The sequence below is a fragment of the Agrobacterium tumefaciens genome, assembly GCF_013318015.2.
In the GTDB taxonomy this organism is placed as follows: domain Bacteria; phylum Pseudomonadota; class Alphaproteobacteria; order Rhizobiales; family Rhizobiaceae; genus Agrobacterium; species Agrobacterium tumefaciens.
Genome location: NZ_CP115841.1, coordinates 2,170,001 through 2,193,000 on the forward strand (window position 1 = coordinate 2,170,001; position 23,000 = coordinate 2,193,000).

General features: G+C 59.1%; 22 protein-coding genes and 1 riboswitch (1 of these 23 cut by a window edge). Of the genes, 13 read left to right on the forward strand and 9 right to left on the reverse strand.

Annotation, left to right across the window (positions count from 1 at the left end; translation table 11 throughout):
* The 3 genes from G6L97_RS10740 to G6L97_RS10750 all read left to right on the forward strand — a co-directional run.
* On the forward strand, nt 1-949 hold the 3' portion of the coding sequence (locus G6L97_RS10740; protein WP_025594474.1) for an efflux RND transporter periplasmic adaptor subunit. It extends 254 nt beyond the left edge of the window; 949 of the gene's 1,203 nt are visible here — the last part of the coding sequence; its start codon lies beyond the left edge, outside the window; its stop codon occupies nt 947-949.
* Between the two features lie 53 nt (nt 950-1,002).
* Nucleotides 1,003-4,092, forward strand: a complete 3,090-nt coding sequence (locus G6L97_RS10745) for an efflux RND transporter permease subunit (protein WP_111782619.1) — start codon at nt 1,003-1,005, stop codon at nt 4,090-4,092.
* A 149-nt stretch (nt 4,093-4,241) separates the two neighbouring features.
* A complete protein-coding gene (locus G6L97_RS10750) occupies nt 4,242-5,684 on the forward strand; it encodes an efflux transporter outer membrane subunit (protein WP_111782618.1) in 1,443 nt (480 codons plus the stop codon).
* Nucleotides 5,685-5,796: 112 nt separating this feature from the next.
* On the opposite strand, the gene efp is transcribed toward G6L97_RS10750, so the two are convergent.
* Nucleotides 5,797-6,366, reverse strand: a complete 570-nt coding sequence (gene efp / locus G6L97_RS10755; protein ID WP_003516849.1) for an elongation factor P — start codon at nt 6,364-6,366, stop codon at nt 5,797-5,799.
* Nucleotides 6,367-6,616: 250 nt separating this feature from the next.
* On the opposite strand from efp, the gene epmA reads away from it, so the two are divergent.
* The 3 genes from epmA to G6L97_RS10770 all read left to right on the forward strand — a co-directional run bounded on the left by epmA (nt 6,617) and on the right by G6L97_RS10770 (nt 9,310).
* Nucleotides 6,617-7,681 carry an EF-P lysine aminoacylase EpmA gene (gene epmA / locus G6L97_RS10760; protein ID WP_111782617.1) on the forward strand — a complete coding sequence of 355 codons (1,065 nt, stop codon included), beginning with the start codon at nt 6,617-6,619 and terminating at the stop codon, nt 7,679-7,681.
* Complete coding sequence (locus tag G6L97_RS10765) at nt 7,678-8,742, forward strand: lysine-2,3-aminomutase-like protein (RefSeq protein WP_111788690.1); 1,065 nt, start codon at nt 7,678-7,680, stop codon at nt 8,740-8,742. Before epmA ends, G6L97_RS10765 begins: the two co-directional genes overlap by 4 nt.
* 379 nt (nt 8,743-9,121) lie before the next feature.
* Nucleotides 9,122-9,310 (forward strand): hypothetical protein, encoded by a 189-nt coding sequence (locus G6L97_RS10770; protein WP_003516843.1) that lies wholly within the window; start codon nt 9,122-9,124, stop codon nt 9,308-9,310.
* Between the two features lie 309 nt (nt 9,311-9,619).
* Here G6L97_RS10770 and G6L97_RS10775 read toward each other — a convergent pair whose 3' ends face one another.
* Nucleotides 9,620-9,856, reverse strand: a complete 237-nt coding sequence (locus G6L97_RS10775) for an Lrp/AsnC ligand binding domain-containing protein (RefSeq protein WP_003516842.1) — start codon at nt 9,854-9,856, stop codon at nt 9,620-9,622.
* 116 nt (nt 9,857-9,972) lie between these two features.
* Nucleotides 9,973-10,884, reverse strand: coding sequence for a LysR family transcriptional regulator (locus G6L97_RS10780; protein ID WP_174002910.1), 912 nt, complete (start codon nt 10,882-10,884; stop codon nt 9,973-9,975).
* 130 nt (nt 10,885-11,014) lie between these two features.
* Here G6L97_RS10780 and G6L97_RS10785 point away from each other — a divergent pair, with 130 nt between their 5' ends.
* The 4 genes from G6L97_RS10785 (at nt 11,015) to modC (ending at nt 15,057) form a co-directional block, all read left to right on the forward strand.
* Complete coding sequence (locus G6L97_RS10785) at nt 11,015-12,298, forward strand: NAD(P)/FAD-dependent oxidoreductase (protein ID WP_111799098.1); 1,284 nt, start codon at nt 11,015-11,017, stop codon at nt 12,296-12,298.
* A gap of 130 nt (nt 12,299-12,428) precedes the next feature.
* Entirely contained in the window at nt 12,429-13,220 is a 792-nt protein-coding gene (gene modA / locus G6L97_RS10790; RefSeq protein WP_113291874.1) for a molybdate ABC transporter substrate-binding protein, read from the forward strand.
* Between the two features lie 56 nt (nt 13,221-13,276).
* A complete protein-coding gene (gene modB / locus G6L97_RS10795) occupies nt 13,277-13,984 on the forward strand; it encodes a molybdate ABC transporter permease subunit (protein WP_025594485.1) in 708 nt (235 codons plus the stop codon).
* A complete protein-coding gene (gene modC / locus G6L97_RS10800) occupies nt 13,981-15,057 on the forward strand; it encodes a molybdenum ABC transporter ATP-binding protein (RefSeq protein WP_113291873.1) in 1,077 nt (358 codons plus the stop codon). Before modB ends, modC begins: the two co-directional genes overlap by 4 nt.
* On the opposite strand, the gene G6L97_RS10805 is transcribed toward modC, so the two are convergent.
* The 6 genes from G6L97_RS10805 to thiC form a co-directional block, all read right to left on the reverse strand.
* Entirely contained in the window at nt 15,026-15,424 is a 399-nt protein-coding gene (locus G6L97_RS10805) for a winged helix-turn-helix domain-containing protein (RefSeq protein ID WP_113291872.1), read from the reverse strand. The genes modC and G6L97_RS10805 overlap by 32 nt on opposite strands.
* A 3-nt stretch (nt 15,425-15,427) precedes the next feature.
* Nucleotides 15,428-16,432 carry a P1 family peptidase gene (locus G6L97_RS10810; protein ID WP_113291871.1) on the reverse strand — a complete coding sequence of 335 codons (1,005 nt, stop codon included), beginning with the start codon at nt 16,430-16,432 and terminating at the stop codon, nt 15,428-15,430.
* A gap of 61 nt (nt 16,433-16,493) precedes the next feature.
* Complete coding sequence (locus tag G6L97_RS10815) at nt 16,494-17,267, reverse strand: thiazole synthase (protein ID WP_113291870.1); 774 nt, start codon at nt 17,265-17,267, stop codon at nt 16,494-16,496.
* 4 nt (nt 17,268-17,271) lie between these two features.
* Complete coding sequence (gene thiS / locus G6L97_RS10820; protein WP_003516823.1) at nt 17,272-17,469, reverse strand: sulfur carrier protein ThiS; 198 nt, start codon at nt 17,467-17,469, stop codon at nt 17,272-17,274.
* Nucleotides 17,438-18,442 (reverse strand): glycine oxidase ThiO, encoded by a 1,005-nt coding sequence (thiO, locus tag G6L97_RS10825; RefSeq protein ID WP_019566093.1) that lies wholly within the window; start codon nt 18,440-18,442, stop codon nt 17,438-17,440. Before thiO ends, thiS begins: the two co-directional genes overlap by 32 nt.
* 1 nt (nt 18,443) lies before the next feature.
* Nucleotides 18,444-20,267: a phosphomethylpyrimidine synthase ThiC gene (gene thiC, locus G6L97_RS10830; protein WP_111782630.1), complete on the reverse strand. Its 1,824-nt coding sequence runs from the start codon at nt 20,265-20,267 to the stop codon at nt 18,444-18,446.
* A gap of 94 nt (nt 20,268-20,361) precedes the next feature.
* Nucleotides 20,362-20,473: riboswitch (TPP riboswitch) on the reverse strand.
* A 180-nt stretch (nt 20,474-20,653) separates the two neighbouring features.
* Between thiC and G6L97_RS10835 the strand changes: the two genes are divergently transcribed.
* The 3 genes from G6L97_RS10835 to G6L97_RS10845 are packed head-to-tail and all read left to right on the forward strand — an operon-like array spanning nt 20,654 to nt 22,999.
* Nucleotides 20,654-20,905 (forward strand): acyl carrier protein, encoded by a 252-nt coding sequence (locus tag G6L97_RS10835; protein ID WP_003492279.1) that lies wholly within the window; start codon nt 20,654-20,656, stop codon nt 20,903-20,905.
* Nucleotides 20,905-22,086, forward strand: coding sequence for an acyl-CoA dehydrogenase family protein (locus tag G6L97_RS10840; RefSeq protein WP_113157556.1), 1,182 nt, complete (start codon nt 20,905-20,907; stop codon nt 22,084-22,086). The genes G6L97_RS10835 and G6L97_RS10840 overlap by 1 nt, the downstream gene beginning before the upstream one ends.
* 4 nt (nt 22,087-22,090) lie before the next feature.
* Nucleotides 22,091-22,999 carry an amino acid--[acyl-carrier-protein] ligase gene (locus G6L97_RS10845; RefSeq protein WP_013636844.1) on the forward strand — a complete coding sequence of 303 codons (909 nt, stop codon included), beginning with the start codon at nt 22,091-22,093 and terminating at the stop codon, nt 22,997-22,999.
* The last annotated feature ends 1 nt before the right edge of the window (nt 23,000 follow it).

The window sequence follows — 23,000 nt, forward strand, 5'->3', positions numbered from 1 at the left end:
AGGCAGCGAGGTCAAGCAGGGTGACATTCTCTACCAGATTGAAGACAACACCTATCTGGCAGAAGTGGCACAGGCCAAGGCAAGTGTGGCGAAAGCCGAAGCAAGCGTTCCGAGCGCCCAGGCGAACCTTGCCCGCTACGAGCGGCTGGTCAACAGCGGCGCAACGCAGATCGAATATGAAAACGCCAAGGTGACGCTGCTTCAGGCCGAAGCCGACGTGGCCCAGGCCAAGGCTGCGCTGGAAACGGCTGAGATCAATCTCGATCTCACCAAGGTCCGCGCGCCTTTCGATGGCATCACCAGCGCTACCGCTTTCAGCATCGGCAACGTGGTGACGGCAAACCAGACGACGGCTTTGACGACGCTGCGCCGCATCGATCCGATCTACATCGATCTGATGGAATCCAGCATCAATCTTCTGCGTCTGAAAAAGGCGATCTCGTCGGGCCAGCTCGGCGGCGATACCAAGGAAACCGGCATTCACCTGACGCTGGAAGACGGCACCGAATACAAGCATGACGGCAAGATCGACATGTCGGACATGGCGGTGAGCGAAACCACGGGCACCTTCTCCATCCGTGCTCTCTTCGATAACCCGGACGATCTTCTGCTTCCCGGCACCTATGTTCGCGCAACGCTGACCATCGGTAAGGAAACGGGTTTCCGCATCCCGCAGCGCGCAGCGAGCCGGAACGCCAATGGCGAACTGACCGCAAAATTTGTCACCGCGGAAAACAAGGTGGAAACGCGCACCTTCCCATCCAGCCAGCAGTCGGGCAATGCCTGGCTGGTGACGGAAAACGTCAAGGATGGCGACAAGCTCATCGTTGACGGCTTCCAGTGGATTGCCGACGGCGCGACGGTCGCGCCCGTGGAAGTGACCATCGACGATCGCGGTATCGTCGTTCTGCCGCAGCAAGCTCCGCCTGCCGCCGCCCCCTCGAAATAAACATGAGCACGAAACCCTTGGTCGAAGCTCGTAAAAGGTAAGGCAGGACTGCCATGGCCCATTTCTTTATCAGGCGCCCCGTTTTTGCATGGGTTATCGCCATCGTCATCATGCTGGGCGGCGCTCTGGCAATTGTGACGCTCTCCATCTCGCAATATCCCGATATTGCCCCAACGACGGTCCGCGTCAGCGCAACCTATAACGGCGCTAGCGCGGAGACGGTCGAAAAATCGGTGACGACCATCATTGAGGACGGCATGACCGGCCTCGACGACCTCACCTATATGACCTCGTCTTCCTCGACCGGCAGCGCCGAAGTGACGCTGACCTTCGGCAACAGCATCCTGCCTGACATCGCGCAGGTTCAGGTGCAGAACAAGCTGCAGCTCGTGCAGTCGCAATTGCCCGACACCGTGCAGCAGCGCGGTATTCAGGTCAGCCGCTCCACATCGAGCATTCTGATGGTGGGTGCGCTGATCTCGACGGACGGCAAGCGCAATTCGGCCGATCTCGGCGACGTGTTCTCTTCGCGCGTTGAAGACCAGATCAAGCGCCTTGAAGGCGTGGGCAGCATCAACGTCTTCGGTTCCGAATATGCGATGCGCATCTGGCTCGACCCGTTCAAGCTCAACAAATACCAGCTGACCACGGCTGACGTCACCGGCGCCATCGAAAGCCAGAACACCCAGGTTTCGGTCGGCTCCCTCGGTGCCGTTCCCGCCGTCCAGGGCCAGCAGCTCAATGTGACGGTGACGGCGCAGAGCCAGCTCACCACCGTCGCCGATTTCGAATCGGTCATCTTGAAGGTTGAGAAGGACGGCGCAACCGTTCGCCTGAGCGACGTGGCCCGCATCGAAATCGGCCAGGAAACCTATGGCGGTGATTCCCGCTCCAACGGCCGTCCTTCCGCCGGTTTCGCGGTCAACCTCGCCACGGGCGCCAACGCGCTCGATACTGCAGCACGTGTCAAGTCCGCACTTACCGCCGTTGAGGGCTCGCTGCCTGCGGGCGTCTCGATCGAATATCCCTACGACACGACACCCTTCGTGAAGCTGTCGATCGAGAAAGTGGTGCATACGCTGATCGAGGCGATCATCCTCGTCTTCGTCGTGCTGCTGGTCTTCCTGCAAAACCTGCGCGCCACCTTCATTCCGATGATCGCCGTGCCCGTCGTGCTCCTCGGCACGTTCGGCATCCTCGCAGTCACCGGATATTCTATCAACACGCTGACCATGTTCGCCATGGTTCTGGCGATCGGCCTTCTCGTGGATGACGCCATCGTCGTTGTTGAAAACGTCGAGCGCATCATGTCGGAAGAGGGCCTGTCGCCGGTCGAGGCGACGGAAAAATCGATGGGCGAGATAACCGGCGCCATCATCGGCATCGCGCTCGTCCTGACCGCCGTGTTTATTCCCATGGCCTTCTTTGGCGGATCGACTGGTATCATCTATCGCCAGTTCTCTATCACGATCGTTTCGGCCATGCTGCTTTCGGCGGTGGTCGCCATCGTTCTGACGCCGGCGCTGTGCGCCACAATGCTGAAGCCCATCGACCATACCAAAAAGCAGCGTGGACCGGGTGCCTGGTTCAACCGCGGCTTCGGCAAGACGACGGACGGCTATGTCTCGTCGATCGGCTATCTGCTGAAACGGCCCCTGCGCGTGACGATTCTTTTCCTGATCGTCGTCGGCGGCTGCGCCTGGTTCTTCACCAAACTGCCAAGCTCCTTCCTCCCACAGGAAGATCAGGGCGTGCTGCTGACGATCATCCAGACACCGACCGGTTCGAACATCGAACGCACCAACGAGGTGGTAAAACAGGTCGAAAGCTACTTCCGTGAAAAAGAAGCAGCCAATGTCGAATCGGTTTTCGGCGTGCTTGGATTCAGCTTCAGCGGTTCGGGTCAGAACAACGCGATCGTCTTCACCAAGCTCAAGGACTTTTCCGAGCGAACCGCACCCGATCAACACGCCGCCGCCATTGTGCAGCGGGCAATGGGTACGTTCTTCGGCTTCCGCGATGCACAGGTATTCCCGCTTTTGCCGCCGGCAATTCAGGGCATGGGCACGTCGAGCGGTTTCTCCATGTATCTCGTGGATAGCGGCCGCAACGGCACCGACGCTCTGACCGCAACCTCCAAGGACCTGATTGCGCTTGCAACAAGCAATCCAAAAATCAGCTCTCTGCGAAGCGACAGCCAGGACAACGAAACACAGATGAAGATCATTCTCGATCAGGAAAAGATGGGGGCCATGGGCGTCGATCTTTCCTCCGTGAACCTGATGCTGTCGACGATCTTTGCCGGCCGGGATGTCAACGACTTCACCCTGAACGGTGAGCTCAAGCCGGTCTATGTTCAGGGCGATGCACCCTATCGCATGCAGCCGGACGACCTGAAGTTCTGGTATGCCCGCAACACCAGCGGCGAAATGGTACCTTTCTCCTCCTTCAGCGAGGTGAAGTGGATCAACGCGCCGCCGTCACTGGCACGCTACAACGGTACGGGCGCGATCTCGCTTGAAGGCACCGCCGGCGCAGGCGTTGCTTCCGGCGAAGCCATGGACGAGATGGAACGTCTGACGGCAAGCTTGCCGGGCGGTTACACCGTGGCATGGCAGGGTATCTCCTATCAGGAACGCCTTTCCGGCTCGCAGGCGCCCATGCTGTACGCGCTGTCGGTTCTCATCGTGTTCCTTTGCCTGGCTGCCCTTTATGAAAGCTGGTCGATCCCGTTCTCGGTCATTCTGGCTGTCCCGGTGGGTGTCCTCGGCGCTTTGACTGCGGCCCATTTCTTCGGCCAGACGAACGACGTCTACTTCAAGGTGGGCCTGCTGACGACCATCGGCCTTGCCGCGAAAAACGCGATCCTGATCGTTGAATTCGCCAAGGAGAGGCAGGAGCACGGGTTAAGTCTGGTGGAAGCGGCACTGGAGGCGGCGAAGCTGCGCCTGCGCCCGATCATCATGACGTCGCTCGCCTTCATCCTCGGCGTCGTGCCTCTCGCGATCGCAACCGGAGCGGGTTCCGCTGCGCAAAATGCAATCGGTATCGGGGTGCTGGGTGGTATGCTTTCTGCAACACTGCTCGGAATTTTCTTCGTTCCGTCCTTTTTCGTCATCATTCGTCGCCTTTCAAGGCGTTAACAAAACAAAAATGGGCTGTGCCAACCGTTAATACGCTGCTAGAAATATGGCCGATTTGGCAAACGCACGTTTCTAGGGCATATCGACCGCGCAGCCCATTTGTCAGCAAGCCGCGCTTGGTAAGCCAACCAGAGAATTGGGAAAATTATATGCTGTCTATTCGCGCTACTATTCCCCTGACAATGCTACTGCTTTCGGGCTGCGTTGTCGGACCCGACCACAAGACGCCGGAAATTCAATTGCCGGGAAAGTTCGCGGAAGCCGGAAAAACCAGTAATGGCGACATCAGCAGCGTTGCATGGTGGACAGCCTTTAACGACAACCGCCTGAACGGTTACGTCTCCACCGGCCTTGCGCAGAACCTCACCGTTATGCAGGCAATCGAGCGCATCAATCAGGCGCAGGCCCAGGTGATCGTGGACGGCGCCGGCGGCCTGCCGAGCCTGACAGGCAGTGGCAGCCACACGACCAGCGAGACCAAGGGCAGCTACCGTGACGTTCCCGTCACCAACGTGTCCAACGGCAGCCTTAGCGTTTCCTGGTTCCTCGATCTTTTCGGTCGCTATCGCCGGGCAACGGAAAGCGCCGATGCGTCGCTTGACGCCGCGTACTCCACCGTCGACGTTCAGCGCCTGACGCTGATTTCCTCGGTCGCCGCGGCCTATATCGACGTGCGCTATTATCAGGAGCGCCTGGCGATTGCCCGCCAGAACCTGAGTTCACGCCGCGAAACGCTCGATCTGACGAAGCTGCAGCTCGAAGCGGGTGCGGCCTCGCGCCTCGATGTCGTCCAGTCCGAAGGTCTGGTCAATTCAACGCTGTCGCAGATACCCGGCCTCGAAACCAGCTTCCGCAAGTCAGCCCACCGCATCGCGACCCTGCTCGGCATGCCGGCCTCGTCGCTCATCACCGAGCTGCAGAAGGGCGCACGCCAGCCTGTTGCGCGCGCAGTTCCCCGCACTGGCATCCCGGCCGACCTGATCCGCAACCGTCCGGACATCCGCGTCGCTGAACGCAATCTTGCCGCTGCGGTCGCCACGATCGGTGTAACCGAGGCACAGCTTTATCCAAGCATCGAGCTTGGTGGCGCGATCACCCCTAGCTACAATTTCCTGAGTGGCGGCGGCAGGGGAACGGCCAATAGCTGGTCCTTCGGTCCGAGCCTCACTCTCCCTATCCTCGATGGTGGCAGACTGCGCGCCAATGTCGACATCGCGAACTCGCAAGCACGCGAGCAATATCTCGTCTGGAAGGCAACCGTTCTCAACGCAGTTGAAGAAGTCGAAAACGCCTTGGCCGCCATCAATCGCGACCAGCGTACCGTCGACGCGCTGAGAAAGACTGTCTCATCCTACCAGGAAGCGCTGCAGCTCTCGACAGCCAGCTATCGTGACGGTGCTTCGTCTCTGCTCGACGTTCTGGATGCCCAGCGGTCGGTCTCCGATGCACAGGCAAACCTTGCAACGGCGATCCAGACGACCGCGCAGGATTATGTCTCGCTCAACGTGGCTCTCGGCGGCGGTTATGCCGTTGGCCAGCCTGTCCCGAAGAAGTCCGCTGGCCCAACCGTGGCCGCTGCAAAGGGCATGTAAGAAACGCCTCAAGGCAAATGAAAAGCCCGCGTCTCGACGCGGGCTTTTTTTTGTATTCCAGACACAAAAAGCACCGGTCACCCGGTGCTTTTTGTTTAACCTGCCGTCAGGCTCAGTTCTTGGCGCGCTCGACGTAGGAATTGTCTTCCGTCGCGATGACCACGCGGATACCGGCGTCGATGTGCGGCGGCACCATGGTGCGGATGCCGTTGGAAAGAATTGCCGGCTTGTAGGAAGAAGAAGCCGTCTGGCCCTTCACAACCGGTTCCGTTTCCACGATTTCCAGCGTGACGTGGCGCGGCAGTTCGACAGCCAGCGGATTGCCTTCGTGAATGGACAGAACGCAGGTCATGCCTTCCTGCAGATAGGCCTTCTGGTCGCCCATTGTCTCGACATCGACAACGACCTGATCGTAGTTTGCCGGGTTCATGAAGTGAAAGCCTTCGCCGTCTTCATAAAGGAACTGGAAGTTCAGGTCTTCGACGAAAGCGCGCTCGACCTGTTCGGTCGTGCGCCAGCGCTCGGAAACCTTCACGCCGTCAACGATGCGGCGCATGTCAACCTGCGTGACCGGGGTGCCCTTGCCCGGGTGAAAGTTCTGCGCGGTGAGAACAACGTAGAGCTTGCCGTCCACGTCGAGAACATTGCCCTTGCGGACGGATGAGGCGATAACCTTGACCATATGACTTCCTTGTAACTCGATGAAATGCGTCGTAAAGGACTGCGCGATAGCACCGGCCCGGCAGACGTTTTGTCTTTTTTCTGGGGCGCAACTACCTTAAATCCGCGCGAATTGCCAGCCTTCTACAGCAATTCGCGGAAGAGTGCCTAGCGGTTTTCCGCCCGGAATTGCTTTAAATGATGCGATCAGGCGTTTTGCGGGCCGTTTATCCGTAACGAGGCCAGCAGGTAAGACGGAAAAGAAAAAAGAGATGGGCTCAAGCAACGAAACAATGTCGCCCTGGTGGACGCCCGACGTCCATGCCGACCGCCGCGCCTTTCTGCTTGGACGCAACGCGATCCAGTCGGAATTTCGCAGCTATTTCGCGCGCGCGGACTTTCTAGAGGTCGACACCGCCACATTGCAGATTTCTCCTGGCAACGAGGCACATCTGCATGCCTTCGCCACCCAGGGACTGACGCCGGCCGGCGACGCCGCTCCGCTCTATCTCCACACCTCGCCCGAATTCGCCTGCAAGAAATTGCTCGCGGCCGGTGAAGAACGCATTTTCTGTTTCGCCCATGTTTATCGAAACCGGGAAAGAGGCCCCCTGCACCACCCAGAATTCACGATGCTGGAATGGTATAGGGTCGGAGAAACCTACGAGATCCTGATGAAGGACAGCGCCAATCTTCTGGCGCTCGCGGCAGAAACCGCCAAAACAAACAATTTCACCTATCGTGGCCGCAGCGTCGATCCGTTCCTCGAACCGGAACGTCTAAGCGTCGCGGAAGCCTTCGATCGCTATGCGGGAATTGATCTTCTGGCGACGATTGACCGAAACGGCGAGACGGATAGCCGGCACCTTGCCGCGAGCCTCACCAATGCCGGAATTCGTGTGGCTAGGGACGACACCTGGGCGGATATGTTCAGCCGCGTTATCGTGGAGCGGGTGGAACCCGAACTGGGCTTCGGCCGCGCCACCATTCTCGATGAATACCCCACAAGCGAGGCTGCGCTTGCCCGCAAATCGCCCGGGGATGCGCGGGTGGCGGAACGGTTCGAGCTTTATGCGTGTGGCGTGGAACTTGCCAATGCCTTCGGCGAATTGACCGACGCTACTGAGCAGAGACGGCGTTTCGAAATGGAGATGGTTGAGAAGCAGCGGGTTTACGGCGAGACCTATCCTTTGGACGAGGATTTTCTGGCGGCGCTGGCGATCATGCCGCCGGCAAGCGGCATAGCACTCGGTTTCGACCGACTGGTGATGCTGGCAACCGGCGCGCCCCGAATCGATCTGGTCATGTGGGCACCCGTTGCGGAATACGGACGATGACAAGACTTGAAACCATCAAGACACCCGAAGCACTTGTTGAGGCGGGGTTGATCAAGCCCGAGGCGCTCGAGGACGTGCGCGCGGTGACGCAGCGTTACGCGTTAGCCATCACAGCGACAATGGCCGATCTGATGGACAGCGGCGATCCGCAGGACCCCATCGCGCGGCAATTCGTGCCGGACCTAGCCGAACTCGTCCACCTTCCCGAAGAACGGGACGATCCGATCGGCGACGGTGCACATAGTCCCGTCCATGGCATCGTCCACCGTTATCCGGACCGGGTGCTCTTGAAGGCGGTGCATGTCTGCCCCGTCTATTGCCGTTTCTGTTTCCGCCGCGAAATGGTCGGGCCGCAGGGCAACGGCATGATGAGCCCGGAAGAGCTGGACGCCGCATTCGACTATATAAAAGCAAACCCGGCCATCTGGGAGGTCATCCTCACCGGCGGCGATCCGCTGGTACTCTCGGCGCGGCGATTGTCCGACCTGATGACGCGGCTGAAAGACGTACCGCACGTCAAGATCGTTCGCTTCCACACCCGTGTTCCGGTCGTCGATCCCGAACGAATTGACGGGCCGCTGATCGAGGCATTGAAGGCCAGCGGCAAAACCACCTATGTGGCCCTGCACGCCAACCACGCACGCGAACTTGGGCAAGCAGCCAGAAGTGCTTGCGCGCGGCTGATCGATGCCGGCATCGCCATGGTCAGCCAGACCGTGCTTTTGAAGGGCATCAACGATGATTCGGCAATTCTCGCCGAACTGATGCGCGCCTTTGTCGAGAACCGTATCAAGCCCTATTACCTGCACCACCCCGACCTTGCGCCCGGCACCAGCCATTTCCGGCTGACGATAGAAGAAGGTCAGCGAATCGTTTCCGCCTTGCGCGGGCATGTCTCCGGTCTTTGCCAGCCGACCTACGTTCTCGACATTCCGGGCGGTCACGGCAAGGCCACGATCGGCCCGAATGCGGCCGAAAAAACCCGCGATGGCTGCTACTCCGTCTCTGACTTCAACGGAAACGATCATATTTACCCGCCGCCTGCATCCGGCGACGATTAAAAAAAAGCATAGAAAGCCCGCCGTGCCGGGCTTTTCAAAGCGGCGTCGAACGAAAACAAAAATTTCACATTTCCGCCCCCCTCCTGTCATCATAAAGAAAAATATTCTACCTATAACAATCAGCATTGATTTTAATGGTGGTCTGGATTATCAGTGTGGAACTGGAGAGCGAGTCTCCTGATTCCGGATCAACACCAATACAGGGAGTGTGTCATGTCAAAATATATTCGCATCAACGCAATCCTTGGTCTTGAGTCCTGGAATGCTGGATTTAAATCCACGTGTTCCCGCTGCTGTCGAATGTGACCTGACGGTCTCAATTTTCTGAAAATCAGTTCGACAACATGCTGTGTTAATGAGCCACAGCGGGAGTATACCTATGCAAAAGCAAGTTATTGAATTCGCTGGCGAACCCGTCGGCATCGTCATACCGGACAACGACCGGCTGAAGTTCATCGCGGTGAAGTTCCACGTCCACGACCTGGACGAACAGAAGTTCGACAGCGCCGATGATGTGCGGATTGCAATTCGCAATCTCGTGCGCAGCCGGAACCTGGCCGCGGCCTGATGCGGGAAACCCATCACCCGCTCACGGACCTTTCAAAACCAAAGCGCGCCCAATATCGGATCCCGAATACCGGGTCGATGGCGCGCTTTTCTATTGCCTGACAATTCGTCCACTGGTCTGTCATAAACCACGACGGGGTGTATCAATACGCCCTGCACTAGGGTGAAATAGCTTTTTCAAATCCGGATTGGAGTGCCAAAGCCACGCGCTCCTAGAGCTCCCACCCCTCCTCATTTCTGTGCTTGTCACAGGAATCCAGCCAGCCCAGATCCCAGGGCTGAAAAGACTCTCTCGCCGCCCAGACGCGCGTCAGAACGCGGTAAAGGTCAGCGTCGTCAACGAGCGGACGATGCCCGGAATGTTGACGATGTTCTGGTTGATAAACTTGCCGATATCCTCTTCCTGCGGAAGATAGATCTTCAGCATCAGATCATATTCGCCGCTGGTGGAATAAAGCTCGGAAACCAGCTCCGTTTTATAGATGGCATCGGCGACATCATAGGTCTTGCCGGGCTCGCATTGAAGCTGGACAAAAATGGGCTTCACGGACATCTCCCGTATTGGAACTTGTGGTGCGTGGCTCTTTGCCATGCGTCATGGCGCACTATTGGCTTAGCCGCGCCGGTCTTGCAAGACCGCCTGCCGGTTTAGGCAGAAAAGTCTCATCCGCTGCTACCAGCCCCGATCGCGGCCTGAGAAACGATCCAGCTTCGAAAACTTTCAAGCGGAGCGTAACCGGCGCGATCGGGCATGCAGGCGAGATAATAGGCCTCTTCGCTCTCCACCTCGCCGGTAACCGCCGCGACAAGCCGGCCGCTTCGCAACTCCTCCCCGATCATGAAGGACGGAACGAGCGATGCCCCCACCCCGGCGCTCGCCGCCTCGGCAATCGTCGTGAACTGATCGAAAAGCATGCCATGCACATTGTCGAAAACCACATCATGGCTGCGAAACCATTGTTCCCAGGCGTCCGGCCGGGTCGTCATGTGCAGCAGCGGCACATGCAGCAGATCGCCCGGCTGTGAAAGCCCGTAGCGCTCCCTGAAAGCGGGACTGCACACCGGAATGACTGTTTCATGCATCAGAAAAATGAGTTCGGTACCCGGCCAATGCGGCAAACCGAAATGAATCGCCGCATCGACTGTATCGGTACGGAAATCGAACAGCGACGAACGCGTAAGAAGATTGACCGAAACGCCCGGATGTCGGGCAATGAAATCGGGAAGACGCGGCACCAGCCAGCGCGTACCAAAGCTTGGCAAAACACTGAGATTGAGCGTGCCGCCATCCGGATTGGCGCGCAGATTGAGCGACGCGGTCGATATTCGCCGCAGGGCCTCCCGGATTTCCCGCGCATAACCCTCCCCCGCCCGGGTGAGCCGGATTGTCTGCCGCTCGCGCAGAAACAGCGCCACGCCAAGTTGCTCCTCAAGCGCGAGGATCTGCCGGCTGACCGCACCTTGAGTAAGCCCGAGTTCTCTCGCAGCCGCGGTCACGCTGCCGGTGCGCGAGGCGGCTTCAAAGGCCGCAAGAAGTGAAAGCGAGGGTAAGAAGCGCCGAGGCGGTAGAACCATATTCCCTCACGGAATGAACTCTTGACGATATGTCGATATTCAACAGGTAAGGCCGCTTGTAAAGTCTCATAAACAAGGGCTTGTCACTCATACGGAAAACAAATGAACTCGCCCGGAAAATGGTGGAACGATGTATAATGATCCCCGCTCGCACGGCCTCTGGGAAAAGACCGCGCCGCAGCCGCCCGCAACGCCTGCTCTGCAAGGCGAGGCGGTTGCCGATGTGGTGATTGTCGGTGGCGGCTTCACCGGACAATCCGCCGCCCTTCATCTTGCTGAAAAGGGCATGGATGTCGTTCTTCTCGAAGCCAGGGAAATCGGCTTCGGCGGCGCCGGCCGCAATGTCGGTCTCATCAACGGCGGCATGTGGGTCATGCCGAGGGAGTTGCCCGGCGTGCTGGGCGAAACCTACGGGGAACGGCTTCTCAGCCTTCTGGGTGATGCGCCGTTGCTGGTGCGCGAATTGGTGGAAAAACACGCGATTCCCTGCGAGATCGAAAAGAATGGCACATTGCATTGCGCCGTCGGTGAAAAAGGGCTCGCCGAAATTCGCGAGCGCTGCGAACAATGGGCAGCCAGAGGCGCTCCCGTCCGCCTTCTCGATGCCGATGAAACGGCAAGACACACCGGCAGCACCGCCTATTCCGGCGCACTTTTCGATACGCGCGCCGGCACGCTTCAGCCGCTTGCCTATGTTCGTGGTCTGGCTGCCACCGCGCAAAAGGCAGGAGCACGGCTGCACACCGCCAGCCCCGTCGTAGCGACCGAACGTAGTGGTGGAAAATGGGTGGTAAAAACACCGCAGGGATCGGTGACCGCCAACTGGATCGTGGTCGCCACCGAAGCATACAGTACCGGGCCGTGGCAGATCGTCCGCGACGAACAGACCTACCTGCCCTACTTCAACTTCGCGACCAGACCGCTTAGCGACAATCTGCAAAAGAGTATCCTGCCGAACCGAGAAGGTTGCTGGGATACAAAGGAAATCCTCTCCTCGTTCCGCATGGACAAAGCGGGTCGGCTGGTCTTCGGCAGCGTCGGCGCCTTGCGCAGCACGGGTGCCGCCATTCACCGGGCATGGGCCAAACGATCGCTGAAGCGGCTTTTCCCGCAACTGGGAGAGACGGAATTCGAATGCGAATGGTACGGCCAGATCGGCATGACGGACAATGCCGTGCCTCGTTTCCATAAATTCGCGGAAAATGTCGTCGGTTTTTCCGGTTATAATGGCCGCGGCATCGCACCCGGTACTGCCTTCGGCAAGGTGATTGCGCAACATATTCTCGGTGATATCGCCGAAAACGACCTGCCTCTTCCCGTGACCGAACCAAAAGCGCAGGCCTTCCGGGCAGTGAAGGAAGCCTATTACGAGGCGGGCGCACAGATCGCTCATTTCGCCGGTGAACGCTTCTGATCAACAGGCCGAAAGCCGCCGGTCGTGGCGGCTTTTTCAAACGGCATCGATATATTCTTGAAAATATAATGATTGCCCTATAGGCCTATCGATATATTCATCAGTATATCTCGAGCCGGGGGAACACACCATGAGACTCTTACGCCGCACCTTCTTCAAAACCATCGCCGCAGCAACATCCTTCTGGGTGGCAGCGTCCTTTGCGGTGGTTCCCGCCCATGCCGCCGAAAAAGTCACGGTGTTTGCTGCCGCGAGCATGAAAAACGCACTTGATGCGATCAATGCTGAATGGGCGAAGGAAAGCGGCAATGAAGCGACCGTGTCCTACGCCGCAAGCTCCGCACTCGCCAAACAGATCGAGCAGGGTGCACCGGCGGATATCTTCATTTCCGCCGACCTCGCCTGGATGGATTATGTTGCCGAAAAGAAGCTGATCAACGTCGAAAGCCGCTCCAATCTTCTTGGCAACCGCATCGTTCTCGTCGCCCCGGCCGACAAGGCCAAGCCGGTCGATATCAAAAAGGACTTCGATCTCGCCGGACTGGTGGGCGATGGCCGACTGGCCATGGGCGCGGTCGATTCCGTTCCGGCGGGTAAATACGGCAAGGCTGCGCTGGAAAAGCTCGGCGTCTGGTCATCCGTGGAAAAGAAAGTCGCCGGCGCGGAAAGCGTGCGCGCAGCGCTGCTGCTCGTGTCGCGCGGCGAAGCGCCCTATGGCATCGTCTACCAGACCGATGCGGCCGCCGATCCGGGCGTGAAGATCGTCGGCACCTTCCCGGAAGACAGCCATCCGCCGATCATCTACCCCGTCGCCATTCTCTCGGAAGCAAAATCTCCGGCGGCAAAATCCTATCTCGATTTCCTGAAGTCCGCCAAGACTACGCCCTTCTTCGAAAAGCAAGGCTTTACCGTTTTGAAATAAACTGCGTCTCGCGGCCCGATCCCGTATGGGACCGCGAGAGATGACGATTGTAGGATATGGCTTTGCATTGGTGGACACTAAGCCCTGAAGAATGGACGGCGATCAGGCTCAGCCTGTGGGTGTCCTCCATCGCCATGTTCGCCAGCCTGCCCTTCGGCATTGCGGTTGCCGTCGCGCTGGCGCGCGGGCGCTTCTGGGGCAAGTCGCTGCTCAATGGCATTGTCCACCTGCCGCTCATTCTGCCGCCCGTCGTCACCGGTTTTCTGCTGCTCGTCCTCTTCGGCCGCAGAGGCGCCATCGGCCAGTTTCTCGACAGCTGGTTCGGCATCGTCTTTTCCTTTCGCTGGACGGGAGCGGCGCTCGCATGCGCCGTCATGGCGTTTCCGCTGATGGTGCGCTCCATCCGCCTCTCCATCGAAGCGGTGGACAGCAAGCTGGAAGAGGCGGCCGGAACCCTGGGTGCAAGCCCCCTATGGGTGTTCCTCACCGTCACGCTTCCCCTGATCCTGCCCGGCATCATCGCGGGCATGATCCTCGCTTTCGCCAAGGCCATGGGCGAATTTGGCGCGACCATCACCTTCGTTTCCAATATTCCCGGCGAAACCCAGACGCTGTCCGCTGCCATCTACACTTTCACGCAGGTTCCGGGCGGCGATGCAGGCGCATTGCGGCTGACCATCGTTTCCGTCGTGATTTCCATGTCGGCCTTGCTCGTCTCGGAGTTTCTGGCCCGCATCATCGGCAAACGGGTGAGCATGGAATGACGCTTTCTGTCTCCACCCGCCACCGCCTCGGCTCCTTCGAACTCAACGCGTCATTCACCTCTGATGGCGGCGTTACAGCGCTTTTCGGACGCTCCGGCTCCGGTAAAACGTCGATGATCCGCATCATCGCAGGTCTGCTGCGGCCAGATAGTGGTCAGGTATCGCTCGATGGCGAAGTGCTGGCCGATAGCGGAAAGCGCCTGTTCCTGCCGGCGCACAGGCGCCATTTTGGTTATGTTTTTCAGGACGCGCGGCTGTTTCCTCATCTCAGCGTTGCCCAGAACCTGAACTACGGCAAATGGTTCGCTACGGAAAAATCTGAGCGGGCGAATGAAAACCGCATTATCGACATGCTTGGCATCGGCCATCTTCTCCAGCGTCGTCCGAACAAGCTTTCCGGCGGTGAAAAACAGCGGGTCGCCATCGGCCGCGCACTCCTGTCATCGCCCAGACTACTGTTGATGGACGAACCTCTCGCCTCACTGGACGAGGAACGAAAGGCCGAGATCATCCCTTATCTGGAACGGCTGCGCGACGAGACGAAAATCCCGATCGTCTATGTCAGCCACTCCATCCAGGAAGTCGCCCGCCTTGCCGACCGCATAGTTGTTATGAAGGACGGCAAGGTGGAGGCACAGGGAAAAGCGGCCGACGTGCTGTCACGGTCGGATTTCAGCGCACATCTTGAGCGACGAGAAGCGGGCAGCATCCTTTCGGGACACATCGAAAGCTTCGATGAAAGGCACGGGCTTGCTGCCGTAAGGCTCTGCTCGTCGCTCCTGCAGGTTCCAGCAAAAAGAGGAACACCCCGCACCCCGGCACGCGTGCTGATACCGGCGCGTGACGTCATGCTTGCCACGGCAAAGCCCGAAGGCCTGAGCGCCCTTAACATCCTCGAAGGCCATATTGCCGGTATCTCCGCCAGCGAAGATGGCATGGTAACCGTTCAGGTGGATTGCGGCGGCGATATTATCCAGTCGCGTATCACCGATCTGTCGCGCGAACGTCTCCAGCTGGAACCCGGGAAACCGGTACACGCGATCATAAAGTCGGCGGCTCTCGATCCGTATTAGTGATGGCGGCATCCGGATTGCGGTTGGCCTCAAGCCAGTCGATATCCTTGCGCAGGGCCTCATTCATCCGCTTTTCCATGCTGCGATACCGTTCAAGCAATTCGGCACCGAATGCGGTCAGCGCGGCCCCACCCCCCTGCTTGCCGCCCCGCTGGGATTCGATCACCGGCTGTTTGAACATATGGTTCAGCGCATCCACAAGCAGCCATGCACGGCGATAGGACATGTCCATCGCTCGCCCGGCGGCCGATATCGAGCCGGTCTCGACAATCAGCTCCATCAACTCGATCTTACCGTGGCCGAGACGATCTCCGGGCGGAAAATCGATGCGGAGAACGGGCTTCAGTGGCTGATGTATATTGCTCATCGGCTAGAAACCCCGGCCATGAAGATCGTGATAGGCTTTCTGCGCACCGTGCTGCGGCAGAGCCGTCGCCTCGTAAACACCGCGCGCCACTGCGCGCGCCATAACGATGGTAGCGAGATGGCAGAGTTCCGCGAAATGAGCGCCGCCCTCAAGCGGCTTCTCACCGGTCGCAGCCGAAAACATGGTGTCGCCGTCGCTCGGCAGATGGGCGGGCAGCACGGCGCGCGCCAGCCCGTCATGCGCCATGATGGAAAGGCGGTGCGCCTGCGCTTTGGTAAGGACGGCATCGGTGACCACGGCGCCGATGGTCGTCGCGGTGAGGTTGACGCCCTTGAGACGAAGCGCGGTATGATCCGGTTCGAAACGATCAGGAAAACCGCAGTCGCCGAACTCGCCCTGCTCTTCAAAAGGCACAGACCAGAAATGGCGGCTGGTGCCAACGGTTGCCGAGCCAAGCGCATTGACGGCGACGATGGCCGCCACCTTGTAACCGCCGGAACTGACAGCGCTTGCCGAACCAAGACCGCCCTTGAAGGTGGCGGTGGTCGCCCCCGTTCCCGCGCCGACTGTTCCAAGCCCGAAGGGCTCCGCACGCGCCGACCTGAAAGCCGCATAGCCCATCTCGCGATAGGGCGAATGCAGCCCCCACTCCTTGTTGCCACCATTCAGCAGATCCATGAGGATCGCCTGCGGCACAATGGGAACACGGGTGGAACCGACTTGCAGGCCACGGCCGATCTCGCGCAGACCGGCCTGAACACCACCCGCCGCATCCAGCCCGAAGGCCGAACCGCCTGAAAGTACGAAGGCATCCACGGTTTCCACCGTCATCGCCGGGTCGAGCAGGCCGGTATCACGACCACCGGGCGCCCCGCCAAGAACCGAACCGGAGGCGATTACGGGTTTTTCGAAAACGATTGCGGTGACGCCGGAGCCGAGTGCAAGATCGGTGACATTGCCGACCAAAATCCCATTGATATCCGTCAGAAGATTATTGCGTGCCGCCATGCCGTTCCCCTTTTCTCCCGGTATCCCGCCGCCACGGGGCACTGTCAACGCAAAAGGTGAATCAGGAAAATACCGCCGTGCCAATCACCGGTGTCGAGGGAATGGCCATATCTCTCGGCTCCAGCGGCCCCGCCACAAAAGCCTGATGCCCTGACTCAATGGCGCGGGCGAAAGCTTCCGCCATGCCGACCGGGTCACCCGCCCCCGCGACCGCCGTGTTGAGCAGAACGGCATCGTAACCAAGCTCCATCACCGTCACCGCATGTGACGGCCGGCCGATACCGGCATCGACGATCAGCGGCACATCCGGAAAACGCGCCCGCATGGATTTCAGCGCCATCAGATTAAGCGGCCCCATGGCGCTGCCGATCGGCGCACACCAGGGCATCAGCACCTTGCAACCCGCATCCAGGAGCTTTTCCGCCACGACAAGATCATCAGTCGTATACGGAAAGACTTCGAAACCATCGTCGCAGAGAATTTTCGCCGCTTCGACGAGCGCAAACACATCGGGCTGCAAAGTGTCGTGATGGCCGATGACCTCCAACTTGATCCAGTTGGTGTGAAAAACCTCACGCGCCATCTTCGCCGTCAGCACCGCTTCCTTCACGGTATGGCAGCCAGCCGTATTGGGCAGAATGTAACGATCCAGCTCGCGGATCAGCTCAAAAAACTGGCCACCCTTCTTGCCGCCTGCCGTTTCCCGACGCAGCGAAATCGTCAGAATATCCGTGTTGCTGGCCCGCACTGCATCGGCAAGCACGGCGGGAGACGGATAACGCGCCGTGCCGAGCAGGAGGCGCGACGAGACCTCACGGCCATAAAGCGTCAGCATGGCCTCAACCTCCCTGCATCGGCGAGAGGATTTCGACACGGTCGAACGCCTTCAATCGATAATCAGCGCGCTCTTCCGAATGCACCAGATCGCCATTGACCGCCGTCGCCAGCCACTCGCCTTCATAATCGAGGCTGGTGAGTAACCCGGCCAGCGTCTCGGTGGCGAGATCAAGCTCGTCGCCATTCACCAGAAGTTTCATGATCCTGTTCCTTTCCAGAGATATCTTGGCAGACGATTTCAGCCGCCTGCCGCGCCATAGCCGGCGACAGCAGGAAGCCATGCCGGTGGGCGCCGTTGATGAAGACGGTCCGGCCGTCCTGCGTAACTTTCGGCAGATTGTCGGGATAGGCGGGGCGCACGCCCGTTCCGGTCTCGATGATTTCCGCTTCGCCGAAGGCCGGATGTACGGCATAGGCGGCGTTCAGAAACTCCATCATCGAGCGCGCTGAAATGGCTCCGGCATCCTCTGTCTCGATCATCGTCGCCCCCACCATGAAGCGACCCGGCTCACGCGGCACAATGTAAAGCGGAATGCGCGGATGTAAGAGCCGGACGGCGCGCGACAGGGAAACCTCTGACGTGGCGAGATAGAGCATTTCTCCCCGCACGCCGCGAAGATTGGCAATCTCGCCCACCGCCGCAGCGCCCGTGCAATCCACCACCCGATCGAACGGCTGCTCATCCACCGGAATACCCATATGAAACCGCACGCCCAAGCCGCAAAGCCGCGTATGCAGCGATTTGAGCGCAAGGCGCGGATCGAGATGCCCCTCGCCCGGGAAATAAAGCCCGGAGCGGAACCGCCCGGCAAGGTCAGGCTCCAGAGCGGCGATTTCACCCTCATCCACCCATCGGTACCCTGCGGTTCTGGATGCGAAACGCGAAAGCTCGGCTTTGTCGCGGGCGGGCGCGACGACCAGCGTGCCGTGTCTGATGACAAGGCCGGGGGTCGCCTCATCCCACCAGTCGAGAGCCGCCTGGCCGAGCATTAGTACCGCCTCGTCCGCACTTTCACGCTCGCACCAGGGCGCCAGCATTCCGCCCGCGTAAAAGGATGCGCCGCGCGAGGCTTCAGCATTGCGCTCCGAAACCTCCACGGTTGCACCGCGCCGCGCCAGTTCGAAGGCCGCCGTCAGACCGGCGACCCCCGTTCCCTTGACAAGGACACGCATGCTACTGGCCGTCTGCCGGGGTCGCGAGCGGCATGTAAAGCTCGCCACCTTCCTTGAAGCGCGCGGCCATGGCCTCCAGCCCTTCCTTCTGCGCCTCGGCGCGGATGTCGTGGGAAATCCGCATCGAGCAGAATTTCGGCCCGCACATCGAGCAGAAATGTGCGACCTTGTGCGCCTCCTTCGGCAGGGTCTCGTCATGGAAGGAGCGCGCCGTGTCCGGATCCAGCGACAGGTTGAACTGGTCTTCCCAACGGAACTCGAACCTTGCACGCGACAGCGCATCGTCCCGCACCTGTGCTGCCGGATGACCCTTGGCGAGATCGGCAGCGTGAGCCGCGATCTTGTAGGTGATGACACCGACCTTCACGTCGTTACGATCAGGCAGACCCAGATGTTCCTTCGGCGTGACATAGCAGAGCATCGCCGTGCCAAACCAGCCGATCATCGCTGCCCCGATGCCGGAAGTGATGTGGTCGTAACCGGGGGCGATATCGGTCGTTAGCGGCCCAAGCGTATAAAAGGGCGCCTCACCGCATGTCTTCAACTGCTTGTCCATGTTCTCCTTGATCTTGTGCATCGGCACATGGCCGGGGCCCTCAATCATGACCTGGCAATCCTTCGCCCATGCGATCTGTGTCAACTCACCGAGCGTCTCCAGCTCGGCAAATTGCGCGGCGTCGTTGGCGTCGGCAATCGAACCGGGCCGCAACCCGTCACCCAGCGAGAAGGAAACGTCATAGGCACGGCAGATGTCGCAGATCTCGTCGAAATGCTCGTAGAGGAAGCTTTCCTTGTGATGATGCAGACACCACTTGGCCATAATCGACCCGCCGCGTGAGACGATACCGGTGACACGGTTGACGGTAAGCGGAATGTAATGCAGCCGAACACCGGCATGGATGGTGAAATAATCCACACCTTGCTCCGCCTGTTCGATCAACGTATCGCGGAACACTTCCCAGTTCAGGTCCTCGGCAATGCCGTTGACCTTCTCCAGCGCCTGATAAAGCGGCACCGTGCCGATCGGTACCGGCGAATTGCGGATGATCCATTCGCGGATATTGTGGATGTTGCGCCCGGTCGAAAGGTCCATGACGGTATCGGCACCCCAGCGGATCGCCCAGACCATCTTCTCCACCTCTTCGGCCATGGAGGAGGTAACGGCGGAATTGCCGATATTGGCGTTGATCTTGACCAGAAAATTACGGCCGATGATCATCGGCTCAAGCTCGGGGTGATTGATGTTGGCCGGGATGATGGCGCGGCCCGATGCGACTTCCTGACGGACGAACTCCGGCGTCACATAATCGGGTATCTGCGCGCCAAAACTCTCGCCATCACGAGCCAGATTCTCCTTCGCCGCTTCGCGCCCCAGATTTTCGCGAATGGCGATGAACTCCATTTCCGGCGTGATGATGCCTGCCCGCGCATAGGCAAGCTGCGTTACGGCTTTTCCTTCCGTGGCCCTCAGCGGCTTGTGGCGCACGGCAAATTCAGGCGTCAGGCGCTCGCCAGTGGCAAAGCCGTTATCCTCCGGTTTGACGTGCCGACCGTCGTAAGCCGCGACATCGCCGCGCGCTACAACCCAGTCGTGACGCAGGCGCGGCAGACCCTTTTCGATCAGAACGTTATGCAATGGATCGGTATAGGGGCCTGAGGAATCATAGACCGTGACCGGCGGTTCTCCCGCCGTCGGGTGGACGGCGATTTCGCGCATCGGCACGCGAATATGCGGATGCAAAATTCCGGTTTTGTGGATTTTCGTGGAGGCGGGATGCGGCCCGGTTGTGACGACAAGCGGGATATTCTTGGCAGCGATATTCATCATGAGGCTCCAAAGTTTGACAGTGGAGACCCAGTTCGAGCCGGAATGATGGAAAATACCGACGCGTCGGCAGCGCAAGTTACACGCAATCCGACCTTCGGTCTTTGCACCGTCCCTACGCCAGTATGAACTGGATCAGGTTCAACGGGTCACTGCGCATAAAAGCAGAATCTCAGCCCCTTGACGGGACACCCCTGGTGAATGGACACAAGAGAAAACACCGCCCGACATTTGTCAAGGGTGCTGCTGATGGCTGGCAAAGGTGGACGAACAACAAAAGCGCCGTTAGTGGTAATTAACCTAACGGTTTAGGCGAATATTATCGTTTTCAAATTAACGATAAGCACAAACCATCCTGATGTTAAATTCATGGGAGATAAGTCGGAATGAATGCGACTATTCGTGAAATACTGGCAAAATTCGGCCAGCTTCCTACCCCCGTCGATACGATTGAAAACGAAGCAGATCTTTATGCGGCAGGTCTTTCTTCCTTTGCATCGGTGCAATTGATGCTGGGTATCGAGGAAGCTTTCGATATCGAATTCCCCGACAACCTCTTGAACCGCAAGTCCTTTGCCAGCATCAAGGCCATTGAAGACACCGTTAAGCTCATTCTGGATGGTAAAGAGGCAGCCTGATGAATGTGACCGTTGCGCCGCAGGATGAAACGCTGTCCGCGCGCGCAAGCCGCGTCGCAGCAATTGCCGCCAAACACGCGGACGAGGTGGACGTCACCGGTCGCTTCCCGGAGGAAGCCGTCAAGGCGCTGAGACAAGAGCGCCTTCTCGGGATTCAGGTCCCGTCCTCTCTTGGTGGCGAAGGCGCATCCATACAGCAAATCGCCGATATCTGCGCCCGGCTTGGCCAGGCCTGTTCGGCAACCGCGATGATTTTCGCCATGCACCACATCAAGGCATCGAGCCTTGTGGAACACGGCGAGACAAGCCCATGGCATGCGGGCTTCATGAGCCGCATCGCAAGCGAACAGCTTCTTCTCGCATCGGCCACGACCGAAGGCGGAATCGGCGGCAATCTGCGCAATTCCATCTGCGCGATTGAGGTCGCAGGAGACATCTGCCGGCTGGAGAAGGACGCCACCGTCATTTCCTACGGCAGCAATGCGGATGCCATCCTCATCACCTCGCGCGCCCACAAGGATGCCGCCCCGGCCGATCAGGTGATGACCGTCTTCCTGAAAGATCAGTACAAGCTCGAGAAGACCCATGTCTGGGACACACTCGGCATGCGCGGCACCTGTTCGGACGGTTTCCTGTTCCGCGGCGAGGCGCCGGCGGTGCAGATATTCCCAAAACCCTTTGCGGAAATCGCCGCGCAATCCATGCTTGCAAGCTCGCATCTTCTGTGGAGCGCCGTGTGGTATGGCATCGCGTCGGATGCGGTGCTGCGCGCGCAATCCTTCGTCAGGACGGCAGCACGCAAGTCGCCCGGTGTCACACCGCCAGGCGCTATCCACATTGCCGAAATTTCCACCAAATTACAGGTGGTCAAATCCAACGTCATTGCGGGCGTAAAGGCTTACGAAGACACCAAGAGCGACCCGGACAAGCTGATGTCCATGGCGTTCGCGGTTGCCATGAACAATGTGAAGATCTGTTCTTCGGAAACCATTCTGGAGATCATCGACCAAGCGATGCTGGTCTGCGGCATCATGGGTTACAAGAACGGCACGCCCTACAGCCTTGGCCGACACCTGCGCGACGCGCATTCCGCGCGCCTGATGATTTCCAACGACCGTATTCTCGGCAATTCCGCCAATCTCCTGCTGGTTCACAAGCAGGACACCAGCCTCTTGGGATAAGACCATGGATATGCAAACATCGTTTCTCGATCGACTGTTCGAAGAAGGCCTGCTGATTGAAACGGGTGTCGATGGTCTTTACGGACGCAGCGGCCAGTTCGAGGATGTCATTGCCGCATTCGAACGCCTGATCGACCGCACCGGCGGCCCGGACAGTGCAGAGGCGATCCGCTTCCCGCCCGGCATCAACCGCGCCTATTTCGAAAAGAGCGGTTACATGAAAAGCTTCCCGCAGCTTGCGGGCACGGTGCATTCCTTCTGCGGTTGCGAACTTGACCATGTCAGCCTTCTCAAATCCATGGATGAGGGCGGCGACTGGACAAAGGACCAGAAAGCAACCGATATCGTGCTGACGCCGGCCGCTTGCTACCCTCTTTATCCGACCATCGCCAAGCGCGGCGCATTGCCTTCCGGCGGCGGTCTCTACGACATCCAGTCCTATTGTTTCCGCCATGAGCCCTCCAAGGACCCGGCACGTCAGCAGCTTTTCCGCATGCGGGAATATGTGCGCATGGGCACGGAGAGCGATGTGACCGAATTCCGCCAGACATGGATGGATCGCGGCGTGGCGATGATGGAAGCCGTGGGCCTTGAAGTGACCATCGACGTGGCCAACGATCCCTTCTTCGGCCGCGCCGGCAAAATGCTCGCCAACAACCAGCGCGACCAGAACCTGAAATTCGAACTGTTGATCCCCGTCACATCCGCCACCAACCCGACGGCCTGCATGAGCTTCAATTACCATCAGGACGCCTTTGGCCAGAAATGGGGATTGAACCTCGACAATGGTGATGTGGCTCACACTGCCTGCGTCGGTTTCGGCCTTGAGCGCATTGCGCTGGCACTTTTTGCGCATCACGGACTGGATGTAAAAACATGGCCCGAAAAGGCCTTGAAAACACTCTGGGGCTAAC